This window comes from Pseudomonas sp. WS 5503 (genome assembly GCF_012985385.1).
Classification (GTDB): Bacteria; Pseudomonadota; Gammaproteobacteria; order Pseudomonadales; family Pseudomonadaceae; genus Aquipseudomonas; species Aquipseudomonas paracarnis.
The window spans coordinates 383,749-400,853 of the sequence record NZ_JAAQWI010000001.1; the positions used below are offsets into that span (position 1 = coordinate 383,749).

12 protein-coding genes and 1 pseudogene are annotated in these 17,105 nt (G+C 60.1%); 3 read left to right on the top strand and 10 right to left on the bottom strand.

Annotation, left to right across the window (positions count from 1 at the left end):
• Positions 1–527: 527 nt before the first annotated feature.
• From HBO10_RS01895 to HBO10_RS01925, 7 genes and pseudogenes are all read right to left on the bottom strand, one after another.
• On the bottom strand, positions 528–1,049 hold the full coding sequence (locus HBO10_RS01895) for a DUF6586 family protein (protein ID WP_034126646.1): 522 nt from the start codon (positions 1,047–1,049) through the stop codon (positions 528–530).
• Between the two features lie 219 nt (positions 1,050–1,268).
• Entirely contained in the window at positions 1,269–3,890 is a 2,622-nt protein-coding gene (gene topA, locus HBO10_RS01900; protein WP_034126645.1) for a type I DNA topoisomerase, read from the bottom strand.
• Positions 3,891–4,004: 114 nt separating this feature from the next.
• Positions 4,005–4,241, bottom strand: a complete 237-nt coding sequence (locus HBO10_RS01905; RefSeq protein ID WP_003189651.1) for a DUF1653 domain-containing protein — start codon at positions 4,239–4,241, stop codon at positions 4,005–4,007.
• Between the two features lie 98 nt (positions 4,242–4,339).
• Positions 4,340–5,515, bottom strand: a complete 1,176-nt coding sequence (gene fadA, locus HBO10_RS01910) for an acetyl-CoA C-acyltransferase FadA (protein WP_003189650.1) — start codon at positions 5,513–5,515, stop codon at positions 4,340–4,342.
• A gap of 29 nt (positions 5,516–5,544) precedes the next feature.
• A complete protein-coding gene (gene fadB / locus HBO10_RS01915; RefSeq protein WP_003189649.1) occupies positions 5,545–7,692 on the bottom strand; it encodes a fatty acid oxidation complex subunit alpha FadB in 2,148 nt (715 codons plus the stop codon).
• 449 nt (positions 7,693–8,141) lie between these two features.
• Positions 8,142–8,228, bottom strand: a pseudogene (locus HBO10_RS01920) (outer membrane lipoprotein carrier protein LolA); the annotation flags it as partial.
• A 21-nt stretch (positions 8,229–8,249) separates the two neighbouring features.
• Positions 8,250–8,687 (bottom strand): hypothetical protein, encoded by a 438-nt coding sequence (locus tag HBO10_RS01925; RefSeq protein ID WP_034126644.1) that lies wholly within the window; start codon positions 8,685–8,687, stop codon positions 8,250–8,252.
• 105 nt (positions 8,688–8,792) lie between these two features.
• Between HBO10_RS01925 and HBO10_RS01930 the strand changes: the two genes are divergently transcribed.
• Entirely contained in the window at positions 8,793–9,233 is a 441-nt protein-coding gene (locus HBO10_RS01930; RefSeq protein ID WP_034126643.1) for a universal stress protein, read from the top strand.
• A gap of 182 nt (positions 9,234–9,415) precedes the next feature.
• Here the strand turns inward: HBO10_RS01930 and HBO10_RS01935 are convergent, their stop codons facing one another.
• Complete coding sequence (locus tag HBO10_RS01935) at positions 9,416–11,338, bottom strand: ATP-binding cassette domain-containing protein (RefSeq protein ID WP_034126642.1); 1,923 nt, start codon at positions 11,336–11,338, stop codon at positions 9,416–9,418.
• A 213-nt stretch (positions 11,339–11,551) separates the two neighbouring features.
• Between HBO10_RS01935 and HBO10_RS01940 the strand changes: the two genes are divergently transcribed.
• Positions 11,552–13,480 (top strand): transglycosylase SLT domain-containing protein, encoded by a 1,929-nt coding sequence (locus tag HBO10_RS01940; RefSeq protein ID WP_034126641.1) that lies wholly within the window; start codon positions 11,552–11,554, stop codon positions 13,478–13,480.
• A 133-nt stretch (positions 13,481–13,613) separates the two neighbouring features.
• Here HBO10_RS01940 and HBO10_RS01945 read toward each other — a convergent pair whose 3' ends face one another.
• On the bottom strand, positions 13,614–15,422 hold the full coding sequence (locus HBO10_RS01945; RefSeq protein WP_167514238.1) for an ABC transporter ATP-binding protein/permease: 1,809 nt from the start codon (positions 15,420–15,422) through the stop codon (positions 13,614–13,616).
• Between the two features lie 214 nt (positions 15,423–15,636).
• Here HBO10_RS01945 and HBO10_RS01950 point away from each other — a divergent pair, with 214 nt between their 5' ends.
• The gene (locus HBO10_RS01950; protein WP_014717504.1) at positions 15,637–15,810 is read left to right on the top strand and encodes a PA1571 family protein; all 174 of its coding nucleotides are present in this window, start codon (positions 15,637–15,639) and stop codon (positions 15,808–15,810) included.
• A 102-nt stretch (positions 15,811–15,912) separates the two neighbouring features.
• Here HBO10_RS01950 and pdxB read toward each other — a convergent pair whose 3' ends face one another.
• On the bottom strand, positions 15,913–17,055 hold the full coding sequence (gene pdxB, locus HBO10_RS01955) for a 4-phosphoerythronate dehydrogenase PdxB (RefSeq protein WP_034126639.1): 1,143 nt from the start codon (positions 17,053–17,055) through the stop codon (positions 15,913–15,915).
• Positions 17,056–17,105 lie beyond the last annotated feature (50 nt).

Consider the following 17,105-nt stretch of genomic DNA (forward strand, 5'->3'; position numbering starts at 1 on the left):
CCAACGGTAACCACGATGCGAAGCGAGCCGCTCTTGATCTTGATCTTGATCTGCTCTTGATCTTGATCTGCTTGTGATCTTGATCTGGCTTTTGATCTCAGGCGCCCCGTTAAACCACGCTGGCCGAACGCAGGCTTGAATTCGTGGGTAACCCGGCAGGACGCCGGGTTAGCCGCCCCGCGCCATGGATGGCGCGTGGCGGCGGCCCACGGATTCAAGGCTGTGTTCGGGCACGCCGAGCCTAGGCGAGGTGCCGAGTGGTGGGGCAAGAGCGCTTTGGTTACTTTCGCGCTTTTCGAAAGTGACCCGCCGCCAGGCGGAACCCAAAGTGGCCGTTACCGCAGGAATGGATATGTACTCGGTATAACAGGGTCGCCTGTCAGGCGGCCATCGCAGGCAAGCCAGCTCCCACATTGGGATCCTAGGGCGTCAGGTAGATAAGCGTCGGCCGTCCGGCCGTCGCGGGAGCAAGCTCCATTGCCACAGGTTCAGCGTCGCTGCGCAGCCAGCCCCCGTCATTTACTCCTTCAGCACTCGTTGAGCCCTTCACGAAAGCGCAGCGCCATCTTCTTCAACTCCTGGCGCCAGCCTTCCAACTCCTCACGGCTCAAAAGCTTAGGCTCATCCTGTTCCAAGGCCACGGCGACGATCAGCGGCTGGGTGACATCCCCCTTGGGCACATGGGGAATACGCGGCGGCTGAAACATATCCGCATGTGCTTTGAGCAGCCGCGCCACCCAACTGTCGGGGCTCTGGGCCATTTCCACCAGTTCGGCCAACTCGGGGATCGCCATGGCGTCCAGCACTTCACGATTCATGATCATTTCTGCACGCGGCGCACCGGCCTGGGGTAGGCGGTAGAACCCGGCGATTTCATGGCACAGCCCCAGCAAGGCACCGTACAGGTGGAACAACGCCGCTTCGCGCCCCGCCTGCACCAGCGCGATGGCATTCATCTCTTTCCCTTCCTCGGCACGGCCAAGGGCGTCCAGGGATAAACCCGCGAAGTAAATTTTCTGATTGGTACGGGTATAGAGTTCGTTGGCCATGACGGCAATCTCCACAACGAATAGGCGTGATGCTGGCTGTGTAGGAGCGAGCTTGCTGTGGCGAGGGAGCTTGCTCCCGCTCGACTGCGTAGCAGTCGCCAGCTATTGGGGGCGCTTCGCACCCCAGCGCAAGCAAGCTTGCTCGCCACAACAAACTCAATCCTACAGTAAGCAAAAGCCGTCTATACAGACGGCTTTTGGCGTTAACAGACTAGCGGATCAAGCGCCCTGGCGCTTGTCCTCGACCTTCCACTTGCCGCCGTCGTAGAACGCTTTCCAGCCAGTAGGCTTGCCGTCCACTTCGGTCTGCACGTACTGCTCCTTGGTCTTGCGGCTGTAGCGGATCACGGCTGGACGACCATCCGGGTCCTTCTTCGGCGCTTCACACAGGAAGTGGTACTTCGGATCGATCTCGTCCTTGTGCGGCACGATCTCCATCACCAGTGGCGCACGGGTCTCGCGGTTTTTCGGGAACTGGCTCGCAGCCAGGAACAGCCCCGAAGCGCCGTCACGCAGGATGTAGGTGTCGTTGACCTTCTCGCACTTGAGCTCGGGCATTTTCACCGGGTCCATCTTCGGCGGCGCCGCATCACCGCTTTTGAGCAGTTTGCGGGTGTTCTTGCAGGTCGGGTTGGTGCAGCCGAAGAACTTGCCGAAACGGCCGGTCTTGAGCTGCATCTCGCTGCCGCACTTGTCGCATTCCAGGCTCGGGCCTTCATAGCCCTTGATGCGATAGGTGCCCTCCTCGATCTCGTAGCCGTTGCAATCCGGGTTGTTACCACAGATGTGCAGCTTGTGCTTCTCGTCCAGCAGGTAGGCGTCCATCGCCGTGCTGCAGATCGGGCAGCGATGCTTGCCACGCAGCACCAGCGACTCGGACTCACCCTCGTCGTCAGCCGCGATTTCATCGCCCGGCACCAGGTTGACGGTCGCCTTGCAGCGCTCTTTGGGCGGCAGGCTGTAGCCCGAGCAACCGAGGAACACGCCGGTGGAGGCGGTACGAATCTGCATCGGTCGACCGCAGGTAGTGCACGGAATATCCGTCATCACCGGCTGGTTGGCGCGCATCCCGTTCTCGGGGTTCTCAGCCACTTCGAGCTTTTTCTTGAAGTCGCCGTAGAACTCGTCCAGCACGTTTTTCCAGTCGCGTTCGCCCTGGGCCACGTCATCGAGGTTCTCTTCCATGCCGGCGGTGAAGCCGTAGTCCATCAGGTTGGAGAAGCTCTCCGACAGACGCTCGGTGACGATGTCACCCATCTTTTCCGAATAGAAACGACGGTTGTGCAGCGCAACGTAGCCACGGTCCTGGATGGTGGAGATGATCGCCGCGTAGGTCGACGGACGACCGATACCGCGCTTCTCCATCTCTTTCACCAGGCTGGCTTCGGAATAACGCGCCGGAGGCTTGGTGAAGTGCTGGGACGGGTCGAGCTCGATCAGCTTCAGCGTGTCGCCCTGGGCCATGTCCGGCAGCACATCATCATCGCCAGGCTTGGCGATCTGCGGCATCACACGGGTGTAGCCGTCGAACTTGAGGATACGGCCCTTGGCACGCAACTCGAAATCGCCCGCGCCCACGCTGACGGTAGTAGACAGGTATTGCGCCGGCAGCATCTGGCAAGCCAGGAACTGGCGCCAGATCAGCTCGTAGAGGCGCTCAGCGTCGCGCTCCATGCCGCTCAGCTTGGCAGGCGTGGTGTTTGCGTCAGAAGGACGAATCGCTTCGTGAGCCTCTTGTGCGCCTTCCTTGCTGCTGTAGACGTTCGGCTTCTCCGGCAGGTAGGTCTTGCCGAATTCGCTTTCAATATAGGTACGCGCCATCGCCACCGCGTCTTGCGAGAGGTTGGTGGAGTCCGTACGCATATAGGTGATGTAGCCAGCCTCATACAGACGCTGGGCCATCATCATGGTCTTCTTCACCCCGAAGCCCAGGCGGTTGCTCGCGGCCTGTTGCAGGGTGGAGGTGATGAACGGCGCCGACGGCTTGCTGCTGGTCGGTTTGTCTTCACGCTTGACGATGCTGTAGCTGGAAGCCTTGAGCTTCTCCAGCGCGGCCATGGCCTGGGCTTCGTTCAGTGGTTTGAAGGCCTCGCCTTTCTCACGGGCCACTTCAAAGCGCACATTGGCGCCCTTGGCAGTGCCGAGGTCGGCGTGGACTTCCCAGTATTCTTCAGGAATGAACGCACGGATCTCGCGCTCACGTTCCACCACCAGCTTCACCGCAACCGATTGCACACGGCCGGCGGACAGGCCACGAGCGATCTTCGCCCACAGCAGTGGCGAGACCATGTAGCCGACGACGCGGTCGAGGAAGCGACGGGCCTGCTGGGCGTTGACACGGTCGATGTCCAGCTCGCCCGGCTTGGAGAAGGCTTCCTGGATGGCTTTCTTGGTGATTTCGTTGAACACCACGCGCTTGTAGCGGCTGTCATCACCGCCGATGGCTTCGCGCAGGTGCCAGGCAATGGCTTCCCCTTCGCGGTCCAAGTCCGTCGCGAGATAGATGGTGTCAGCATCTTTGGCGAGCCGGCGCAGCTCTTCGATGACCTTTTCCTTGCCCGGAAGGATTTCGTACTTGGCCTTCCAGCCATGGTCCGGGTCCACACCCATGCGCGAAACCAGTTGCTTGCGCGCTTTTTCTTTAGGCGTGAGTACCGGACCTTCGCCCGCGGCGGCCTTGCCGCGCTTGGCGGCAGGCTCCTTGCTGGCGCTAGCCGAACCGCTGGTGGGCAGGTCTCGGATATGGCCGATACTCGACTTCACCACGTACTCGTTGCCCAAGTACTTGTTGATGGTCTTGGCCTTAGCCGGGGATTCCACAATGACCAGCGATTTGCCCATGGATCGGAAAATTCCTGAATTCGAGAAGTGAAAGGCAGTTGGCGCCTGACGCGGCAACGCTATATATAGTGGCAACCGGATGAGGTCAAGCGCAGCATTCTGCGCGACCTTCCGTTATTGCCCTGTAAAAAGACTGGGTTCGGCCGTGACCAAAGCAAAGCGCGGGACCTGCTCGCCGTCAACTTCGACGGTCTCCAGGAACATGCTCAAAGGGCGCACCCAAAAGCCGTATTCGCCATACAGCGCTTGGTAAAACACCACTTCTTCTTCGGTTTCAGAGTGGCGCGCCACGCTGAAAACACGGTACTGCGGCCCCTTGTAATGCTGGTAGAGCCCTGGTTCGACTTTCATGCTCTGGCCCTCATGCAAAATTTGTTGAAAAAAAATATTTAAAAGTTCCAAAAAACAAAAACCGGGGCACTGGGCCCCGGCTTCCGTCAACCGAACGTTTAGACGCGTTCGAAGACGGTAGAGATGCCTTGGCCGAGACCAATGCACATGGTTGCAACCCCAAGGTTGCCGCCATTTTGCTTCATCACGTTAAGCAAAGTGCCAGAGATACGCGCACCGGAGCAACCGAATGGGTGGCCCAGGGCAATCGCACCGCCGTGCAGGTTAACCTTCTCGTTCATCTTGTCGAGTACTTTCAGATCTTTCAGCACTGGCAAGGCCTGTGCGGCGAAAGCTTCGTTGAGCTCGAAGAAGTCGATATCGGAGATGGAAAGGCCTGCGCGCTTCAAGGCTTTTTGTGTGGCCGGTACTGGACCATAGCCCATGATCGCCGGATCCACACCCGCCACTGCCATCGAACGAATCACCGCCAGCGGCTGGATACCCAGGTCCTGGGCACGCTGTGCCGACATCACGATCATGCACGAAGCACCATCGGTGATTTGCGAGGAAGTACCGGCTGTCACGGTGCCGCCCTTTGGATTGAAGGCTGGCTTGAGGGCCGCCAGGCTTTCCAGGGTAGTGTCCGGACGAATGGTTTCGTCGTAGTCGAACAGTTTCAGGAAGCCATTCTCGTCGTAGCCGTTCATCGGGATGATTTCATCCTTGAACTTGCCTTCCACAGTCGCCTTGTGGGCGAGCTGGTGGGAGCGCAGGCCGAAGGCGTCCTGGGCTTCACGGGTGATGCCGTGCATTTTGCCGAGCATTTCCGCGGTAAGGCCCATCATGCCCGAGGCTTTCGCCGCGTAGAGGGACATGTGCGGGTTAGGATCGACGCCGTGCATCATGCTGACGTGGCCCATGTGCTCCACGCCGCCGACCACGAATACATCGCCGTTGCCGGTCATGATCGCTTGCGCAGCGGTGTGCAGCGCGCTCATCGACGAACCACACAGACGGCTGACGGTCTGGCCGGCCGCGGTGTGCGGGATCTGGGTCATCAACGACGCCATGCGCGCGATGTTCCAGCCCTGCTCCAGGGTCTGGTTGACGCAGCCCCAGATCACGTCCTCGACTTCGTTCGGGTCGACCTTGGTGTTACGCTCCAGCACTTTGCTGATCAGGTGCGCCGACATGTCTTCGGCGCGGGTGTTGCGGTGCATGCCGCCCTTGGAGCGGCCCATCGGCGTACGACCGAAGTCGACGATCACGACGTCTCTTGGATTCAAGCTCATAAATATTCTCGCTCTAGTCGTCTGGGCACTTAACCGAAGAAGCTCTGGCCATTCTTGGCCATTTCACGAAGCTTCGCGGTCGGGTGGTACAGCGGGCCCAGATCAGCGTACTGATCAGCCAGGGCAACGAACTGGGCCACACCGATGGAGTCGATGTAACGCAGCGCACCACCACGGAATGGAGGGAAACCAATGCCGTACACCAGGCCCATATCGGCTTCGGCGGCGGTTTCGACGATGCCGTCTTCCAGGCAACGCACGGTTTCCAGGCACAGGGCGATCATCATCCAGTTGATGATGTCCTCGTCGGACACCTCACGCTGTTCGTAGATGACCGGAGCGAGTACTTCGTGCACCGACGGGTCGGCCACTTTCTTCTGCTTGCCCTTCTTGTCGGTCTCGTAGGCGTAGAAGCCCTTGCCGTTCTTCTGGCCCAGGCGCTTGGCTTCGTAGAGTGCATCGACAGCCGAACGACGGTCGTCTTTCATGCGGTCCGGGAAGCCTTCAGCCATGACGTCGCGACCGTGGTGGCCGGTGTCGATGCCGACCACGTCCATCAGGTACGCCGGGCCCATGGGCCAGCCAAATTTTTCCATGACCTTGTCGATGCGCACAAAATCCACACCGGCGCTGACCAGCTTGGCGAAACCGCCAAAGTACGGGAACAGCACACGGTTGACCAAAAAGCCCGGGCAATCGTTGACGACGATCGGGTTCTTGCCCATTTTCTTGGCGTAGGCAACGGTGGTGGCAACGGCCAGCTCGCTGGACTTCTCGCCACGGATCACTTCTACCAGCGGCATCATGTGCACCGGGTTGAAGAAGTGCATGCCGACGAAGTTTTCCGGACGCTTGAGGGCCTTGGCCAGCAACGAGATGGAAATGGTCGAGGTGTTGGAGGCCAGGATGGTGTCATCTTTGACCTGGGCTTCCACTTCAGCCAGTACGGCTTGCTTGACCTTCGGGTTTTCGACAACCGCTTCGACCACCAGGTCGACGTGGCCGAAATCGCCGTAGGACAGCGTAGGGCGAATGCCGTTAAGCACTTCAGCCATTTTTGCAGCGGTCATGCGACCTTTATCAACGCGGCCCACCAGCAGCTTGGCGGCTTCGGCCAGGCCCTGCTCGATACCGTGTTCGTTGATGTCTTTCATCAGGATCGGCGTGCCTTTGGACGCCGACTGATAGGCGATACCGCCGCCCATGATACCGGCGCCGAGTACGGCGGCCTGTTTCACGTCCTTGGCGATTTCGTCGTAGGCCTTGGCCTTTTTCTTCAGTTCCTGATCGTTCAGGAACAGGCCGATCAGGCTCTGGGCCGCCGAGGTTTTCGCCAGTTTGACGAAGCCTGCCGCTTCCACTTCCAGGGCTTTGTCGCGACCGAAGTTCGCGGCCTTCTGGATGGTCTTGATCGCTTCCACCGGCGCCGGGTAGTTCGGGCCGGCCTGGCCGGCCACGAAACCTTTGGCGGTTTCGAACGACATCATCTGTTCGATGGCGTTGAGCTTGAGTTTTTCCAGCTTCGGCTGACGTTTGGCCTTGTAGTCAAATTCGCCGCTGATGGCGCCCTTGATCAGGTTCAGCGCGGCTTCGGCCAATTTGTCCGGGGCAACCACAGCGTCGACAGCACCGACTTTCAGTGCATCTTCAGCTTTGTTTTCCTTGCCGGCGGCGATCCATTCGATCGCGTTGTCGGCACCGATCAGGCGCGGCAGGCGCACGGTACCGCCAAAGCCTGGGTAGATGCCCAGCTTGACTTCCGGCAGGCCGATCTTGGCCGTCGCAGACATGACGCGGAAGTCTGCCGCCAGGCACATTTCCAGGCCGCCGCCCAACGCGATGCCATTGATGGCAGCAACGGTCGGCACGTTGAGGTCTTCGAAATCGCTGAAGATCTTGTTGGCTTCGAGGTTGCCAGCCACCAGCTCGGCATCGGGCAGCTTGAAGTTGTCGACGAATTCGGTGATGTCAGCGCCGACGATAAACACGTCCTTGCCGCTGGAGACGATCACGCCCTTGACCGAAGCATCTGCTTTGATGGTGTCTACGGCCTGACGCAGTTCGTTCAGGGTTAGACGGTTGAACTTGTTGACGGACTCACCCTTGAGGTCGAATTTGAGTTCGACGATGCCACTTTCAAGAGCCTTAACCGTGATGGCTTTACCTTCGTAAATCATCAACTGATCTCCACGATATGGAAGCTGAACAGTACACACTGGACGCTGGTCTCTGGTTTGACATTGACAGTTGAATCAATGCTCACGCCAATCCGCCAGGCACACCCGCCAGTGCGATAGTCGGGTTTTGTATGAGTCGTCTGACAGGCAAACGCTCAATTCATACGCCCGTTTGATTTGGGTACGCCACCTTCATCCAATTCCGAGCAATTGTCAATCGCTCCAAAGGCTAGGAAAAACGCGACTTTCCGGTCATTTCAGAACCCGGCCCACAGGCTGGCCACCCGCCAATATTCAAATATTCACAGGATCAATAATAGAAAAGGTGTGGGAAAAAGCTGTACAGAACGCAATACACGGCTAGGCTAGCGGCAACCTACAGATTTACCGGCCTGCCTGGCCAGCTCCAGCCCGATGATGATGTCGGGCTTTTTATTGGCCGGTTTTTCTGTAGGAGCGAGCTTGCTCGCGAAAACCTGGAGAGCGCCGCGTATAGCCTGATTATCCGCGTTATCGTTGGCGATTTTCGCGAGCAAGCTCGCTCCTACAGGTGTGGGTCAGGCCAGGGCCTTGAGCAGCGCATCGATGTCTTTCAGCACACTTGCTTCGCCCTTTTCGCCCCAATACAGGGCAATCATTTGTTTGTCGGCCTCGACCTTGTAGACGTTTGCCGGCAGCGTTGCAAAATGCGGCAACAACTTCTCATCCACACAGGGTTCACGCCACTGATTGACCCACAGCCCGGGCTCCAGCTGCCAGTAGCTCCAGGTTGCGGGCGCGTTGCCGCGTCGTGGCCGGCAATACTGCGCGCACGGGCTCGGCGGCTCCTGTTTGAGCCAGTGCGGCCACTCCTGGGGCGCCAACTGCATGGCCAGCCCGATGCGGCGTGCCTCCATGCGCAGGGCCATGCGCCCACTCTGCTGGCGCGAAGGGCGCAGCCATACCAGGGGGCTTAAAACCACCGCAAGGATTGACACCACTATCCAGACCGTCATATGTGTACTCCCGAATTTCTAGATGAGCGGATTTGATCTGCGGCAACCCCATCCGCTTGAAAGCAGCCATACTGAACTTATTGCAGCCCCCTGGAGGAACGCCTCATGCCCTACGAACATATTCTGGTCGCTGTCGACCTGACCGAAGAGTGCGATCCAGTGATCAAGCGCGCACAGGAATCCGCGATTGCCAATGGCGCCAAACTGTCGTTGGTACACATCGTCGAGCCCATGGCTATGGCCTTTGGTGGTGACGTGCCAATGGACCTTTCCCAACTGCAGCAGCAACAGTTCGACCAGGCCAAGGAGCGCCTTGACCGCTTGATTCTCAAGTATCCCAAGGTCAGCAAGGAAAATTCCCATCTTACCTACGGCCAACCGCGCCAGGAAATCCACCACTTGGCCAAAGAACAGGGTTGTGACCTGATCGTAGTGGGTAGTCATGGGCGACACGGTTTGGCACTGCTGCTGGGCTCGACCGCCAATGATGTATTGCACGGCGCACCGTGCGATGTACTGGCCGTCAAACTGGTAAAGAGTTCGTAAGACCGATGAAGGTCTAATGTGGGAGCTGGCTTGCCTGCGATAGCGGTGTATCAGCCACCCGATGCATCAACTGACAGACTGCTATCGCAGGCAAACCAGCTCCCACAGTTGAATCGCATTTCATATTAAAAAGCCCGGCGCTCATAGAAGAGCGCCGGGCTTTTTTATTGCGGGTCGATCAGTCAGGCATCCAGCTCGGCCCAACGCTCAACCAACGCTTCCAGCTCCTGGTTCAGCGTCTCCAGAGAGGCGATGACCTTGGCGGTTTCTGCCGCAGGGCGCAGGTAGAAGCCGGCGTCAGCCATTTCCGCTTCGACCGCAGCGATCTGCTGTTCCTTGGCATCGATATCGCCTGGCAAGGCTTCCAGTTCACGCTGCAACTTGTAGCTGAGCTTTTTCTTGGCAGGCGCAGCTTCAGCAGCCGGTGCAGGCGTTTCGGCAGCGACCGGCGCCACCACCGCCGTGTTCAGGTCGGCCTTGCCCGACTTGCTCTCGGTCACGCCCAGCAGGCGCGGCGAGCCGCCCTGACGCAGCCAGTCCTGATAACCGCCCACGTATTCGCGCACCTTGCCTTCGCCTTCAAAAACCAGGGTGCTGGTGACCACGTTGTCGAGGAATTCCCGGTCGTGACTGACCATCAGCACGGTGCCGTTGAAGGTCAGCAAGACCTCTTCCAACAGTTCCAGGGTTTCCACGTCGAGGTCGTTGGTCGGTTCGTCGAGCACCAGCAGGTTGGCCGGCTTGCTGAACAGCTTGGCCAGCAGCAGGCGCGCGCGCTCACCACCAGACAGAGCCTTGACCGGCGTGCGCGCACGTTGCGGGCTGAACAGGAAGTCGCCCAGGTAGCTGAGTACGTGGCGGCTCTGGCCGTCGATGTCGATAAAGTCGCGACCTTCGGCGACGTTGTCGATCACGGTCTTTTCCAGGTCCAACTGGTGGCGCAACTGGTCAAAGTAGGCCACGTCGATGCGAGTGCCCTCTTCTACCTTGCCGCTGGTCGGTTGCAGACCGCTGAGCATCAGCTTGAGCAAGGTGGTCTTGCCGGTACCGTTGGCGCCCAGCAGGCCGATACGATCGCCACGCTGCAGGACCATGGAGAAGTCCTTGATCAGGAACGGGCCGTCCGGGTGATGGAAGCTGACGTTCTCCAGCACCATCACTTGCTTGCCCGACTTGTCGGCAGTATCGAGCTGGATATTGGCCTTGCCGGTACGCTCGCGGCGCTCACTGCGCTCGACGCGCAAGGCTTTCAAGGCACGCACGCGGCCTTCGTTACGGGTGCGACGGGCCTTGATGCCCTGGCGGATCCAGACTTCTTCCTGGGCCAGCTTCTTGTCGAACAGCGCGTTGGCGGTTTCTTCGGCCGCCAGGGCGGCTTCCTTGTGCACCAGGAAGCTGGCGTAGTCGCCGTTCCAGTCGATCAGGCCGCCACGGTCCAGCTCGAGGATGCGCGTGGCCAGGCTCTGCAGGAACGCACGGTCGTGCGTGATAAACAGCACGGCGCCCTGGAAGTCCTTGATGGCTTCTTCAAGCCAGGCGATGGCGCCAATGTCCAGGTGGTTGGTCGGTTCGTCGAGCAGCAGCAGGTCCGGCTCGGACACCAGGGCCTGGGCCAGCAGCACGCGACGACGCCAGCCGCCGGACAATTCGGCGAGGGTCTTGTCGGCCGGCAGTTGCAGACGGCTCAGGGTGCTGTCCACCAGTTGCTGCAAGCGCCAGCCATCACGGGCTTCGAGGTCTTGCTGGACGTGCATCAGTTTGTCCAGGTCTTCTTCGGTGACGCAGTTCTGTGCCAGGTGATGGTATTGCGCGAGCAACTCGCCTACGCCGTCCAGGCCTTCGGCTACCACGTCGAACACTGTCCGTCCGTCGGCCACCGGCAATTCTTGCGGCAATTCGCCGATCTTGAGGCCCGGGGCACGCCAGACAGAGCCGTCATCGGGCTTCTGGTCGCCTTTTACCAGCTTCATCATGCTGGACTTGCCGGTGCCGTTGCGGCCGATGATGCACACCCGCTCACCACGGGCGATCTGCCAGGACACCTTGTCCAACAACGGCATGGCGCCGAAAGCAAGGGACACATCGCTGAATTTGAGCAGGGTCATACGCTTCTCCAAAAACTGGGCGCGCATTCTACCTGAGTTGAAGGTGGGATGCGGTCGGGATTTTCTGTATAGACACGTTCTGTAGGACATTTCCGGCGAACTTGAACGAACCAGCCGGCAAAGCTTTCGCGGGCCGCTGGCAAAAGGCTAAGCTAGGGGCAATCAGTGTCGGCGGTGCCGGTGCTAGTCGTGATTTCTCTGCACGGACGTCTCATGCGCAGTCGCCTTTTCAACTTTTTGTCTTGTCTGCTCCTTTCCGCCACTGCCGTTCAATCCGCCCAGGCGGTGGATCTCACCACTCAACGCCAGTATTACGATCAAGCCAAACGCGCCCTGGCCAAGGGCGACACCGGCCCTTACATGCAATACAGCCAGGCCCTGGCCGACTACCCGCTCACGCCCTATCTGGCCTATGACGAACTGACCGCGCGCCTGAAAACCGCAAGTAACGAGGAAATCGAACAATTCCTCGCCAAACACGGCGACCTGCCCCAGGCCAACTGGATGAAACTGCGTTGGCTGCGCTGGCTGGCCGAACGCGGCGATTGGCAGACTTTTGAAAAGTACTACGACACCAAGCTCAATTTCGTCGAGCTGGACTGCCTGCATGGCCAATACCAGCTCAGCCACAACCTGAAGGCCGAAGGCTACAAGACCGCCGAAAAACTGTGGATGACCGGCAAATCCCAGCCAGCCGCCTGTGACGTCACGTTTGGCCAATGGGCCGCTGCCGGCCAACTCACCGAGCAGAAGATCTGGGACCGCGCCAAGCTCGCCGCCGAAGCGCGTAATTACGCGCTGGCCAACAGCCTGGTGAAAACCCTGCCGACCCTTGGCGCCCAGGGCCGCCTGATGGTGGATGTGGCACAGAAGCCAGACATGCTCAGCGACCCGTCACGCTTCCAGCCGGCCACCGAGGCCATGTCTGACGCCGTGGGCCTGGGCCTGCGTCGCCTGGCGCGCCAGGATCCGGACAAAGCCATGTCGCTGCTCGATGGCTACGCCAGCAGCATGCACTTCTCCCGTGACGAAAAGGTGTCGATTGCCCGCGAGATCGGCTTGACCCTGGCCAAGCGCTTCGACCCGCGCGCGCTGGAGGTCATGACCAAGTACGACCCCGAGTTGCGCGACAATACGGTTTCAGAGTGGCGTCTGCGCCTGCTGTTGCGCCTGGCGCGCTGGGAAGACGCCTACCAGTTGACCCGCAAACTCCCACAGGACCTGGCCACCACCAACCGTTGGCGCTACTGGCAGGCACGCAGCCTGGAGCTGGCCGAGCCGAAGAACCCGCAAGCCTTGGTCCTGTACAAAAACGTGGCCAAGGAGCGGGACTTCTACGGTTTCCTCGCCGCTGACCGCTCCAAATCTCCTTACCAGTTGAACAACAAGCCGCTGGTGATGAGCCAGGCGCTGGTCAACAAGGTGCGCAATACCCCTGGGGTGCGGCGTGCCCTGGAATTCTACGCCCGTGGCCAGATCGTCGACGGTCGCCGTGAGTGGTACCACGTCAGCCGTCATTTCAACCGTGACGAGATGGTCGCCCAGGCCAAGTTGGCCTACGACATGAAGTGGTACTTTCCGGCCATCCGCACCATCAGCCAGGCGCAGTACTGGGACGATCTGGACATCCGCTTCCCGATGGCCCACCGCGACACCCTGGTGCGCGAAGCCAAGGTACGTGGCCTGCACTCCAGCTGGATCTTTGCCATCACCCGCCAGGAAAGCGCGTTCATGGACGATGCCCGCTCCGGCGTCGGCGCCAGCGGCCTGATGCAACTGATGCCCGGCACCGCCAAAGAAACCGCACGCAAGTTCAGCATCCCCCTGGCCTCCCCGGCCCAGGTGCTGGACCCGGATAAAAACATCCAGCTCGGCGCTGCTTACCTGAGCCAGGTTCACAGCCAGTTCAACGGCAACCGCGTGCTCGCCTCCGCTGCCTACAACGCCGGCCCAGGCCGCGTGCGCCAATGGCTGCGCGGCGCAGACCACCTGAGTTTCGACGTATGGGTGGAAAGCATCCCCTTCGACGAAACCCGCCAGTATGTGCAGAACGTGCTGTCTTATTCGGTGATCTACGGGCAGAAGCTCAACTCACCACAGCCTTTGGTGGATTGGCATGAGCGGTACTTCGACGACCAGTAGGAGCGAGCTTGCTCGCGAAGAACGTCAACGCTAACGCGTGCTTCCTGGATAAACGCGGCGCCTGTGAGTTTTTCGCGAGCAAGCTCGCTCCTACAGAGGTTTCATTGCCCGCATCGAAAGATGCGGGCATTTTTTATGGGCGCTGATTCACCTGTTCATCTCCATCACTGAACTGCAACGCCGCCAACCGCGCATACAGCGGATTGCTCGCAATCAACTGCTGATGCGTGCCCACCGCCACCAGCTTTCCCTGGTCCATCACCGCAATGCGGTCGGCATTCTTCACCGTGGCCAAACGGTGGGCGATCACCAGCGTGGTGCGCCCCTGCATTAGCTGCGGCAGCGCTTGCTGGATAAGGTGTTCACTCTGGGCATCGAGGGCGCTGGTGGCTTCGTCCAGCAGCAGGATCGGCGCGTCGACCAGCAAGGCGCGAGCGATGGCCAGGCGTTGGCGCTGGCCGCCGGAGAGGCCCTGGCCACTTTCACCTAAATGGGTCTGGTAGCCGTCGGGCATTTTCAGGATGAAGTCGTGGGCGTGGGCGATTCGGGCGGCGGCTTCTACCTGGGCGATGGTGGCAGAGGGGTTGCCGTAGCGGATATTGTCCTCGACGCTGCCGAAGAACAACGCCGGGCTCTGGGACACCAGAGCGAAATGGCGCCGCAGGTCTAACGGGTCAAGCTCGGTCAGCGGCTGGCCTTCGAGCAGGATGCGGCCTTGCTGGGGGTCGTAGAAGCGCAGCAGCAGATCGAAAATCGTCGACTTGCCCGCACCGGACGGCCCTACCAACGCCAGGGTTTCGCCCGGGTTGATGGTCAGGTTCAAGCCGTCGATGGCGTAGCTGTCCGGTCGCGAAGGATAGGAAAAGCGTAGGTCCTGCAGTTCCATGCGGCCACTGACCCGTTCCGGCAAACGTACGCCGCCTGTGGTCGGCGCCTGGATCTCGTTGCCTGACTGCAACAGCTCACCGATACGCTCGGCTGCCCCGGCGGCACGCTGCAACTCGCCAAGCACTTCGCTCAGGGTGCCGACGGCGCTGCCGACAATCAGGCTGTAGAACACGAACGCCGCCAGCTCACCGCCGGAAATGCGTCCGCTGATCACGTCCATGCCGCCCACCCACAGCATCACGCCTACCGCGCCGAGCACCAGCATGATCACCAGGGTGATCAGCCAGGAACGCTGCAAGATGCGTTTACGTGCCGTGACAAAGGCGTCCTCGACGGTAACGGCGAAGCGCTGTTCGTCCTGCACCTGATGGTTATAGGCCTGCACGGTCTTGATCTGGCCCAGCGTCTCGGCGACATAGCTGCCGACGTCCGCGATACGGTCCTGGCTCAAGCGCGACAGGCTGCGCACCCGGCGTCCGAAGATCAAAATCGGCGCCAGCACCAGCGGCAACGCCACCACCACGATGCTGGTGAGCTTGGGGTTAGTGATAAACAGCAACACGATGCCGCCGATCACCATCAGGGCGTTGCGCAGAAACAGCGACAGTGATGAGCCGATCACCGATTGCAGCAAGGTGGTATCGGTGGTCAGCCGCGACTGGATTTCCGAGCTGCGGTTGTTCTCGTAGAAGCCTGGGTGCAGGTAGATCAGGTGGTTGAACACCTGCCGACGAATATCGGCCACCACCCGCTCGCCAATCCACGACACCAGGTAAAACCGCGTGAAGGTGCCCACGGCTAGGCCGAGCACCAGCAGCATGAACAGGCCTATAGACTGGTTGAGCAGATGCGGCGACTGGGTCATGAAGCCCTGGTCCACCAACAGGCGTATGCCCTGCCCCATGGACAAGGTGATGCCAGCGGTGACGATCAGCGCCAGCAGTGCGCCAAGCGCCTGCCAACGGTAGGGCGCAATAAAGCGGCTGGCCAGGCGAATCGCACGGCGTTGACGGATTGAGAACATGGAAGGATCACCAATGGAGAGTCTATCCATCAACATTGGGGGAACTTGCACAAATAACAATGAGTCAGGTTAATTATGCCCGCCGATGCAGGCCGCTAGAGGCTATCGGTCTAAGCCTGATCTGGAAATATGTACCGGTTTCTGGTGGACTGGGTGTTCAAACCGATGAGCGTGTAAGGAGTTGTAACAGCGCGTTCATGAGGGGGAATTAAAGTAGGTACACAACCTGATGAGGAGACAGGCCATGACCTTGCAAAATAGCAGCGACGCCAAGATTGAAGTGATCCGCCAGCCGCAGCAGCTGCCTTGCTCGTACATCGATGCCAAGGGCCGGGAAGTGCAGATTACCGAAGAAATGATCCAGCAAGCCTGCAGCGAGCTGGAACAGCGACTGGTCAAGCCTGCCCAGCAAGGCTGAAGCGCCCACGCTCTTTCAAACCCGGCCCAGATGGCCGGGTTTTTTATGCCCGCTGTAGAAGCGAGCTTGCTCGCGAAGGCCTCAAGAGCACCGCGATAACCGTTACAGCTGTTCGGCACCCAGAGCAGTCACGATCTGTGACAGCACCGCCGACTCCCCGTTGATGCGCACCTTCAAGCCATCGATCTCGCGACGCTCCGGATAGTGCTTGCGCAGCAGGTCGAAAGCTTGGCGCTGTTCCTGCACGGTGCCCACCAGGCTGCGGCGGAAATCCGCGTCGTCACGGCGTGGGTCGTACACACTGCGGCACAAGGTCGCCAGTGCCCAGGCCGGGTCAGTCTCAGGATGCAGGTGCATCTCGGCCAGCCAGGGGGCCGGCAGCAAATCACTTAAGTGAATACTCGGTTCCTGGCCCAGGTGCGCGCACAGCGCCTGGTAAATCTGCGCGGTGCCGCGCTGCTTGCCATCGAGGCTGTAGCCGGCAATATGCGGTGTGGCCAGCACGCACAGGTCAGCCAGGTCGACGTCCACCTCGGGCTCGCCTTCCCACACGTCCAGCACCGCTTGCAGGTCTTCGCGCGCCAGCAACACCTCGCGCAGCGCGGCGTTATCCACCACCGCACCCCGGCTGGCGTTGATCAGCCATGTGCCTGGCTTGAGCTGTTCCAGGCGCTGGCGATCAAGCAGGTGCCAGGTCGAACCGTTGCCGGACTTGATCAGCGGCGTATGCAAGCTGATCACGTCACATTGCTCGATGATCTGCTGCAGGCTGACGAAATTACTGCCCTCGGTAATCTGGCGCGGCGGATCGCACACCAACACATTCCAGCCCAGGCCCTTGAGCACCTTGACCAAGCGCCCGCCGACTTCGCCGGCACCGACGATGCCATAGGTACGCTGCTTGAGGTCAGCGCCTTCGATTTCAGCCAGGGTCTGCAAGCTGCCAAGCACGTAGTCCACCACCCCACGCGCATTGCAGCCGGGCGCGCTGGACCACTGGATACCCGCTTGCTTGAAGTAGTCGAGGTCCAGGTGGTCGGTGCCGATGGTGCAGGTGCCGACAAAGCGCACGTTACTGCCCTCAAGCAAGGCACGGTTGACGTTGGTCACCGAGCGCACCAGCAGTACATCGGCCTGCTCGACGGTGGCGCGGTCGATGGAGCGGCCGGGCACCCGGCGAATCTCGCCAAACCCTTCGAAGAATGCATCGATCAGCGGGATATTTTCGTCGGCAACAATCAGCATGGCAGGCTCCTTTGGCGGATTGGCAGTGTACAGAAGATCCTGTGTAGGAG

Coding starts and splice junctions, on each gene's coding strand:
- topA (WP_034126645.1), bottom strand. CDS start 3,890: ATGGGCAAATCGCTGGTCATTGTGGAATCCCCGGCTAAGGCCAAGACC.
- HBO10_RS01930 (WP_034126643.1), top strand. CDS start 8,793: ATGCCCTACGAACATATTCTGGTCGCTGTCGACCTGACCGAAGAGTGC.
- HBO10_RS01895 (WP_034126646.1), bottom strand. CDS start 1,049: ATGGCCAACGAACTCTATACCCGTACCAATCAGAAAATTTACTTCGCG.
- fadA (WP_003189650.1), bottom strand. CDS start 5,515: ATGAGCTTGAATCCAAGAGACGTCGTGATCGTCGACTTCGGTCGTACG.
- HBO10_RS01925 (WP_034126644.1), bottom strand. CDS start 8,687: ATGACGGTCTGGATAGTGGTGTCAATCCTTGCGGTGGTTTTAAGCCCC.
- HBO10_RS01940 (WP_034126641.1), top strand. CDS start 11,552: ATGCGCAGTCGCCTTTTCAACTTTTTGTCTTGTCTGCTCCTTTCCGCC.
- HBO10_RS01905 (WP_003189651.1), bottom strand. CDS start 4,241: ATGAAAGTCGAACCAGGGCTCTACCAGCATTACAAGGGGCCGCAGTAC.
- pdxB (WP_034126639.1), bottom strand. CDS start 17,055: ATGCTGATTGTTGCCGACGAAAATATCCCGCTGATCGATGCATTCTTC.
- fadB (WP_003189649.1), bottom strand. CDS start 7,692: ATGATTTACGAAGGTAAAGCCATCACGGTTAAGGCTCTTGAAAGTGGC.
- HBO10_RS01950 (WP_014717504.1), top strand. CDS start 15,637: ATGACCTTGCAAAATAGCAGCGACGCCAAGATTGAAGTGATCCGCCAG.
- HBO10_RS01935 (WP_034126642.1), bottom strand. CDS start 11,338: ATGACCCTGCTCAAATTCAGCGATGTGTCCCTTGCTTTCGGCGCCATG.
- HBO10_RS01945 (WP_167514238.1), bottom strand. CDS start 15,422: ATGGATAGACTCTCCATTGGTGATCCTTCCATGTTCTCAATCCGTCAA.